This is a genomic window from Halorubrum sp. SD683 (genome assembly GCF_002135045.1).
Lineage (GTDB): Archaea > Halobacteriota > Halobacteria > Halobacteriales > Haloferacaceae > Halorubrum > Halorubrum ezzemoulense.
Map to the genome: position 1 here is coordinate 1 of NZ_NEWJ01000028.1, position 7676 is coordinate 7676.

The 7676-nt window shown below is 70.0% G+C and carries 7 protein-coding genes and 2 pseudogenes; 6 read left to right on the forward strand and 3 right to left on the reverse strand.

From position 1 onward, the window contains the following. Positions 1-19: 19 nt before the first annotated feature. Positions 20-484: pseudogene (locus B9G49_RS08865) on the reverse strand (DNA polymerase IV); the annotation flags it as partial. 144 nt (positions 485-628) lie between these two features. On the opposite strand from B9G49_RS08865, the gene B9G49_RS08870 reads away from it, so the two are divergent. Further along, entirely contained in the window at positions 629-2413 is a 1785-nt protein-coding gene (locus tag B9G49_RS08870; protein ID WP_086216118.1) for a PAS domain-containing protein, read from the forward strand. A gap of 115 nt (positions 2414-2528) precedes the next feature. Next, positions 2529-3845, forward strand: coding sequence for an MFS transporter (locus B9G49_RS08875; protein ID WP_086216119.1), 1317 nt, complete (start codon positions 2529-2531; stop codon positions 3843-3845). 48 nt (positions 3846-3893) lie between these two features. On the opposite strand, the gene B9G49_RS08880 is transcribed toward B9G49_RS08875, so the two are convergent. Then, positions 3894-4328: a hypothetical protein gene (locus B9G49_RS08880; RefSeq protein WP_233125182.1), complete on the reverse strand. Its 435-nt coding sequence runs from the start codon at positions 4326-4328 to the stop codon at positions 3894-3896. 134 nt (positions 4329-4462) lie between these two features. Between B9G49_RS08880 and B9G49_RS08885 the strand changes: the two genes are divergently transcribed. Together B9G49_RS08885 and B9G49_RS08890 are read left to right on the forward strand one after the other, a co-directional pair. Then, positions 4463-4741 carry a zinc ribbon domain-containing protein gene (locus B9G49_RS08885; RefSeq protein ID WP_049930159.1) on the forward strand — a complete coding sequence of 93 codons (279 nt, stop codon included), beginning with the start codon at positions 4463-4465 and terminating at the stop codon, positions 4739-4741. Between the two features lie 75 nt (positions 4742-4816). Next, a complete protein-coding gene (locus tag B9G49_RS08890) occupies positions 4817-5491 on the forward strand; it encodes a phosphate ABC transporter permease (RefSeq protein ID WP_086216120.1) in 675 nt (224 codons plus the stop codon). A gap of 25 nt (positions 5492-5516) precedes the next feature. Here the strand turns inward: B9G49_RS08890 and B9G49_RS08895 are convergent, their stop codons facing one another. Then, positions 5517-6374 (reverse strand): 3-hydroxyacyl-CoA dehydrogenase family protein, encoded by an 858-nt coding sequence (locus tag B9G49_RS08895; protein ID WP_086216121.1) that lies wholly within the window; start codon positions 6372-6374, stop codon positions 5517-5519. 211 nt (positions 6375-6585) lie between these two features. Here B9G49_RS08895 and B9G49_RS08900 point away from each other — a divergent pair, with 211 nt between their 5' ends. Further along, entirely contained in the window at positions 6586-7389 is an 804-nt protein-coding gene (locus B9G49_RS08900; RefSeq protein WP_049930164.1) for a class I fructose-bisphosphate aldolase, read from the forward strand. After that, positions 7389-7676, forward strand: a pseudogene (locus B9G49_RS16995) (class 1 fructose-bisphosphatase); the annotation flags it as partial. The gene B9G49_RS08900 and the pseudogene B9G49_RS16995, both read left to right, overlap by 1 nt.

Genomic DNA, 7676 nt, shown 5'->3' on the forward strand with positions numbered 1-7676 from the left:
CCCGCGCGCCGGCTCAGTGGGTCCGGTGGGGGGCCGCGGGGAACGCCTGGTGGATGCTCACCCCCCGGGGCGGGTCGGCGCGGTCGCGTAGGGCCTCCTTCACCTCGCTCGCCACGTCCTCGTAGAAGTCGAGGTCGACGGGGAGGTACCGGCCGGTGTCGGCCGGGTCCGGCGCGTCCGGGTCGTCGGGGTCCGCGTCGGCGCGGCGGGGGAGGAGCTCCAAGGCCTCCGAGATCGGCATCGCGCTCTCGACGCCGAACTCGCGGGCCTCGTAGCTCGCCGTCGCGACCGCGCCGATCGACTCGCCCGGTTCGTACCCCATCCCGACCACGACGGGCTCGCCCGCGAGGTCGGGGCGGCGCAGCCGCTCGCAGGAGGCGTAAAAGCAGTCCATATCGACGTGGCAGACGACGCGGTCCGCGTCGTCGTCCCCGCCGCCGGCGCCCGGGAGTGTCTCCCCGGCGACTGGCGTCCCGCCGGTCATCGATCCCGACTCCGCGCTCCGCGGTCTTAAGAACCAGCCACGCGCGCCGGAAGTGGAACGCGGACCGCGGTCGCCGCCGCCCCCGGATCCAGATCCGATAGCCGGGTCGGTAGTCGTTTATTCCTCGCGATCGTTCGTTCACGTATGCCCGCCGCGATCGACGTGTTACACGTCGACGACGACCCGTCGGTCCTCGACCTCACGGAGGCGTACCTCGAACGCGAGATCGACTCCGTGGCGGTGACGAGCGTGACCGACCCCGAGACAGCCTTGGACCGGCTCGACGAGGCCGCCTTCGACTGCGTGGTCAGCGACTACGACATGCCCGCGATGGACGGGCTGGAGTTCTTCGACGTGTTCAGCGACCGCCACGGGGAGACCCCGTTCGTGCTGTACACCGGGAAGGGCTCGGAAGAAATCGCCAGTCAGGCGCTCAACGCCGGGGTCACCGGCTACTTCCAGAAGGGCGGTCCCGAGCAGCTCCGCCGGCTCGCGAACCGCGTCGATCAGGCGGTCGAGGAGCACCGGACCAAAGAGATCGCCGAGCGCTACTCGACGGTCATCGAGGCGCTCGGCTACCCCGTCTACGTCGTCGACGAGACCGGCGTCTTCCGGTTCGTCAACGAGCCGTTCGCCGAGCTCACCGGCTACGACCGCGAGGAGATTATCGGCCAGAAGCCCGGGTTCATCAAGGACGACGCGGCGGTCAAAGAGGCCGAGGACCGCCTCGGCACGATCCTCTCGTCTTCGGGGCCCGACGTCCAGCATTTCGGCGTCGACATCGTCCCGAAAGAGGGAGAGCCGATCCCCTGTCGCGACCACATGGCCGCGCTGCCGTACGAGGGCGACTCGTTCAACGGCAGCGTCGGCATCCTCCGAAACGTCTCCGACGAGCGCGAGCGCCGCGCGGAACTGGAGACGAAGACCCGCGCCCTCGACGAGGCGCCGGTCGGGATCACCATCACGGACGCGGACCGGGAGGACAACCCCATGGTGTACGTCAACGACCGGTTCGTCGAGATGACCGGGTACGACCGCGAGGAGTCGATCGGCGTCAACTGCCGGTTCCTCCAAGGGCCGGACACGGAGGAGGAGTCGGTTCAGGAGCTCCGCGACGCGATCGACGCCGACGAGCCGACGAGCGTCGAGCTGCTGAACTACCGGAAGGACGGGACGGAGTTCTGGAACCGAGTGAGCATCGCCCCGATCTGCGACCCGAACGGGACCGTCACGCACTGGGTCGGCTTCCAAGAGGACATCACGGCGTTCAAAGAGCGGGAGGCGGCGCTCGAACGACAGAACGACCGGCTCGACTCCTTCGCGAGCATCGTCTCGCACGACCTGCGGAACCCCCTCAACGTCGCGCAGGGCCGGGTCCAGCTCGCCCGCGAGGCGTCGGACGACGCGGAGAACCTCGACGCCGCGCTCGACGCGCTCGCCCGGATGGAGTCGATCGTCGAGCGGACCCTCGCGCTCGCCCGCGAGGGAGAGACGGTCGGCGACCCGGAGCGCGTCGACCTCGCGGACGTCGTCGCCGACAGCTGGTCAACCGTCGACACCGCGGACGCGACCCTCTCGGTCGAGACCGACCGCGAGGTGCTCGCCGACCCGGACCGCCTCCGGAACCTCTTCGAGAACCTGATGCGCAACGCGGTCGACCACGCCGGCGAAGACGTCTCGATCCGGGTCGGCGACCTCTCGGACGGCTTCTTCGTCCAGGACGACGGGTCGGGGATCGACCCGGCGGTCGCCGACTCGCTCTTCGAACCCGGCGAGAGCGGCGGCGCGGGCACCACCGGATTCGGCCTCGCGATCGTTCAGGAGATCGCCACCGCGCACGGGTGGACGGTCGAGGCGACGACCGGCGAGGACGGCGGCGCGCGGTTCGAGGTCCGCGGCGTCGACAAGCGGACCCCGGCGACCCCCTGAGCCGCTCGGTCTCGGTCGACACCGAGACCGCGGTTCGACGCTCGTCGGCGACCGAAACCGGATCGACTCCCCCCGTTCACAAGCGCCTTTATCATCCGTTCCGAACCCAGAGTGAATGGGGCTCCTCTCCGGCGTCACCGACACCGACCGGCGCGTGATCGTGCTGGCGCTCGCGCGAATGGTCGGCGCCGCCGGGAACTCCTTTCTCATCGTCGTCCTCCCGCTGTACATCACCAGCGACCTCGTCGACATCGAGGGGTTACTCGGCGTCGAGGTCGGGGTCGGCGCGGCCGCGGTCACGCTGACCGAACCGCTCCTCATCGGCGTCGTGCTCTCGCTTTTCGGCTTTCTCAACAGCCTCTCGCAGCCGTTCACGGGGCGGCTCTCCGACCGCGTTGGCGCCCGTCGTCCGTTCGTCCTCGCCGGAATCCTGCTCCTCGGAACCGCGAGCGGGCTGTACACGATCGCGACGAGCTACCCGGTGCTGGTGGCGCTGCGGGCGATACAGGGGCTCGGCGCGGCGCTCATCATCCCCGCCACGGTCGCCCTCGTGAACGAGTACGCCGCGAGCGACGCCGACCGCGGCGGCAACTTCGGCGTGTACAACACGTTCCGGCTCATCGGCTTCGGCTTCGGCCCGGTCCTCGCGGGCGCGGTCGTCGCTCGCGGGCCGTACGACCTCTCCGCCGTCGGGCTCCCGGTCCTCGACGGCTTCGACGCCGCCTTCGTCGCGGCCTGCGCGGGGGCGTACCTCAGCTTCACGCTCGTGTTCCTGCTCGTCCGCGACGCCGACGTCGAGGCCGAGGCGGGCGACGACGTGTCGATCCGGGTCCGCGGCGAGGACCGCCTGCTCGACCCCGTGTTCACGCTCGGGCTCGCGACCGTCGCCATGGGCGCGTGCATCGCCCTGTTCGCGACGCTCCAGAACCAAGTGAACGTGCGGCTCGACCAGCCCCCAGTGTGGTTCGGCGCCCAGTTCGCGGCCGTGACGATAGCGAACGTGGTCTTCCAGGTCCCCGTGGGCCGCGCCAGCGACCGGATCGGCCGCCGGCCGTTCCTGCTCGCCGGCTTCGTCATCCTCGTCCCGACGACGCTGCTTCAGGGGATCGTGACCGAGCCGGCGCTGATGATGCTCGTCCGGCTCGGCCAAGGGATCGCGGTCGCGTGCGTGTTCGCCCCGTCGCTCGCGCTCGCCGGCGACCTCGCCCGCGAGGGGGAGTCCGGGACCACCCTGTCGGTGCTCACGATGGGCTTCGGCTTCGGCGTCGCCCTGGGGCCGCTGGCCTCCGGCTGGCTCTACGGCTTCGGGTTCGTCGTGCCGTTCGCCGTCGGGGCCGCGGCCGCGGCGGTCGCGCTGGTCGCGGTGTTCACGCAGGTTGAAGAGACGCTCGATACCGGCGACGAGCCGGCCGCGGCGGCTGGCGCGGACTGAGCGGGAGAGCGGGCGGAAATCCGCACCCGGCGCTCGTTTCGCGCGTCGTCAACACTCAGCTTCGGCGTAGTACATGCCTCCGCCGTTCTCGTCGACCGGACTGAACGCGGATACACACTCGTCGTCCTCACTCTCTTGTGCCACGCTCTCCGTGAATAGACTGGCTTCGTCGATCGAATCCGCGGATATCGTGAGTTCCAGGTCTCCCTCACCACTCATCCAACGTTCTTTTAAATACAGTCCGCCCGTCGCTCCGCCTTGCTTCGGGCCGAATCGGAACCCGTCCTCGGATACGACCTCGTCGCCTCGCTCCGCAACTATCGTGACACCGACGGTCTCGTCCCGCAGATTCACCACGTCTATCTCCCGAGTTTCCACCTGCGGGTCGTCGTCGGAAATACAACCGGCGGTGAGCCACCGCGAGGGCTCCGAGGACCTCGCGGCGTCTCCGTTTCGGCACTTCGGTTCACAATCCGGAAACATCGTTTAACCATGCGGCCCGTCGGAGTTCTCTGTTCCGACGAGTACGATCCGAGGCGCGTCCGGGTGGCAGACACGTCCTCTCGGCCCCCTCCGCAGTCAACAGAGCCAAACCGGTCGCGGCCGAACCGCCTCGCGTGCCGAGCGACCGCCTCCGCTGCGTCGACTGCCGCGAGCCGATCCCCGCCGACGCGCGGATCTGCCCGCACTGCCGGACCATCCAGCCGTCGCCGCTGCTGGACGTGGGCGTCGTCGTCGCCGGCGTGTTCGCGCTGCTGTTCGGCGTCGTCCTGACGGTGATGACCGTCGGGACCAGTCGCCTCCTCGGGTTCGTCCTGCTCGTCGTCGGGTTCGGCCTCGCGGTCGGCGGGTACACGCGATACATCGATCGACGGGCGACGAGCCGGGCGCGGTGAGTCCGCCGCTCGCCGCCCGTTTTCCGTCCTCGCGGCTGCGACAATTTAAGTAGCAGCGCGCGCCACGGTACGGACATGCTCACCCCACTCAACGGCGGCTTGGTCCTCGCGGGGCTGGCGCTCGCGTTCGTCGGCGCGGCGGTCTCCGTCTACGCGGTGACGCTGACGGGGCTGCTCGTCGGCGCCGGCGCCGGCTACCTGCTCGCGCCGAACGTCGTCGGCCTCGTCGCGGTCGACGGCGCCGTCCTCACCGCCGGCGCGGTCGCGGTCGGCGGCCTCCTCGGCGGCTTCCTCGCGTACGCCGGGCTCTCCTTCGCGGTGCTCGGCATCGGTGCGGTCGTCGGCGGGTTCGCCGGGCGGTTCGCCGTCGGCCCCTTCTACGCGGCGGACGCCGCGGGGGTCGAGGGGACGGCGCTGCTCGTCGGCGCGACGCTGGCGGGCGTCGCCGTCGGCGCGCTGTTCGGGTTCGTCCTCACCCGGACGACGCTCGTGGTCTCGACGGCGCTCATCGGCGCGGCGTTCGCCTCGCGGTCGCTGACGCCCGCGAGCTTCGAGACGGCCGCCGCGGAGACGACCGTCCAACCCCTCCTCTTCGACCTCTCGGCGCCCGCGTTCCTCGCGGTGTTCGTCCTCGGGGCGCTCTCGCAGCTGGGGCTGTTCCGGTTCGGCTACGTGACGAAGCTCGTCGGGCTGCTGCCCGGCGCGCGCCGGTGGACGGCGGACGACGACCGCGACGCGGACGCGGCCTGACCGCCTCTCAGACGCCCCGACGCGGTCACTCGTACTCGTAGAACCCGCGACCGGTCTTCTTGCCGAGGTCGCCCGCCTCCACCTTGCGCTTGAGAAGGTACGCCGGCTTGTAGCGGTCGCCGAGTTCGTCGTGGAGCGTCTCGCTTGCGTCGAGCGCCACGTCGAGGCCGATGTGGTCGGCGAGTTCGAGCGGCCCCATCGGGACGTTCGTGCCGAGCTTCATCCCGCGGTCGATGTCGGCCTTGTCGGCGACGCCCTCGTCGTACGCGCGGATCCCCTCGTTTATCCACGGCATCAGGATCCGGTTGGTGACGAACCCGGGCTTGTCGTCGGACTCCCACGTCTCCTTGCCCAGGTCCTCGGCGAAGGCGTGCGCGAAGTCGACGACCGCCGGGTCGGTGCGCTCGCCCACCACGACCTCGACGCCGTCCATGATCGGGACGGGGTTCATGAAGTGGAGGCCGACCACGTCGCTCGCGCGCTCCGTCGCGCTCGCGATGGTCGTGATAGACAGCGTGGAGGTGTTCGTCGCGAGGACGACGTCGTCGCCGGTGACGCGGTCGAGGTCGCCGAACACGTCGCGTTTTACCTCGAGGTCCTCGATCACGGCCTCGACGACGAGGTCGGCGTCCGCGAGGTCGTCGAGGGCCGTCGTCCCCGTGATCCGGTCGCGGACCGCTTCGGGGTCCTCGTCGAGCGCGCCCTTTCCGGCCAGCCGGTCGAGGCTGTCCTCGACGCTGTCGAGGCCGCGCTCGACGTACTCGCGCTCCACGTCCCGCATCACCACGTCGTATCCCGCCGACGCCGCGACCTGCGCGATCCCGTTGCCCATCGTCCCGGCGCCGACGACGCCGACGACCTCGATTTCGGAAAGCGTTCGCATGTGACTCGCTGCCGCGCCGCGGCTGGTAAGTATTGCGAAAGCCAGGCCCGAACGCGTTCGCGCCGGAGAAATTAACAATTCGAGTAGTAACGCGTTTCGAAGCCGATCGCGCAAAAACGACCCGAGACGCCGCTCAATCGGCCGCTAAGTTTCTTTACGTCCGCCGACTTCACCACAGCCCTTTTTACGTATGTAACGGAACTACGAACTGATGCTTCCTCACGCCGCCGACGACATTTCGCGCGACGGTAAGTCGCTCATCCTCGCGTACGACCACGGGCTCGAACACGGGCCGGTCGACTTCGAGCCGAACCCGGACACGGCGGACCCGGAACGGATCTTCGAGCTCGCCACCCACGAGGCGGTCACCTCGCTCGCCGTCCAGAAGGGGCTCGCCGAGGCGTACTACCCCGACTACGAGGACGAGGTCAACCTCCTGTTGAAGCTCAACGGGACCTCCAACCTCTGGCGAGGAGAGCCGAACAGCGCCGTCAACTGTACGGCCGAGTACGCGGCCGAACTGGGGGCCGACGCGGTCGGGTTCACGGTCTACGGCGGGTCGAACCACGAGGTAGCGATGGCCGAGGAATTCCGCGACGCGCAGGAGGGCGCCCGCGAACACGACATGGCCGTCGTCATGTGGTCGTACCCGCGCGGGCAGGGGCTCCGCAACGACGCGAGCCCGGACGTCATCTCGTACGGCGCGCGGCTCGGCCTGGAGCTCGGCGCCGACGTGGTGAAGGTGAAGTACCCCGGCTCCGCCGAGGCGATGGGCGACGCCGTCGAGATGGCCGGCCCCGCCGACGTCGTCATGTCCGGCGGGACGATGCGCGACGACGAGGCGTTCCTCCGGAACGTCTCGAACGCCATCGACGCGGGGGCCACCGGCATCGCCGTCGGCCGAAACGTCTTCCAGCGCGACGAGCCCGAGCGCATCCTCGACGCCTTGGAGGCCGTGATCTTCCAAGAGTCCGACCCGGCCGAGGCGCTGGCCGTCGCCGAGAGCGACGACTGATGTCCTCACCGGACTCGACCGTCGACGCGGTGTTCGACGCGGTCGCGGCGACGGCCCCCGAGATCCGCGCCGCGCTCCCCGGCCGCCGCGTCGAGAGCGGGACGGAGAACGAATCCGGCGAGTCGGTGCTCGCGGGCGACCTGTACGCCGACGAGCTCCTCGGCGACGCGATAACCGCGGTCGACGGCGTCGGCTCGTTCGTCAGCGCGGAGCTGGAATCGGCGGTCGACGCGGGCGGCGCCGTCGGGAGCGGCGCGGGCGACGCGCCCGCCGTCGCGATCGACCCC

Coding starts and splice junctions, on each gene's coding strand:
- B9G49_RS08870 (WP_086216118.1), top strand. CDS start 629: ATGCCCGCCGCGATCGACGTGTTACACGTCGACGACGACCCGTCGGTC.
- B9G49_RS08875 (WP_086216119.1), top strand. CDS start 2,529: ATGGGGCTCCTCTCCGGCGTCACCGACACCGACCGGCGCGTGATCGTG.
- B9G49_RS08880 (WP_233125182.1), bottom strand. CDS start 4,328: ATGTTTCCGGATTGTGAACCGAAGTGCCGAAACGGAGACGCCGCGAGG.
- B9G49_RS08890 (WP_086216120.1), top strand. CDS start 4,817: ATGCTCACCCCACTCAACGGCGGCTTGGTCCTCGCGGGGCTGGCGCTC.
- B9G49_RS08895 (WP_086216121.1), bottom strand. CDS start 6,374: ATGCGAACGCTTTCCGAAATCGAGGTCGTCGGCGTCGTCGGCGCCGGG.
- B9G49_RS08900 (WP_049930164.1), top strand. CDS start 6,586: ATGCTTCCTCACGCCGCCGACGACATTTCGCGCGACGGTAAGTCGCTC.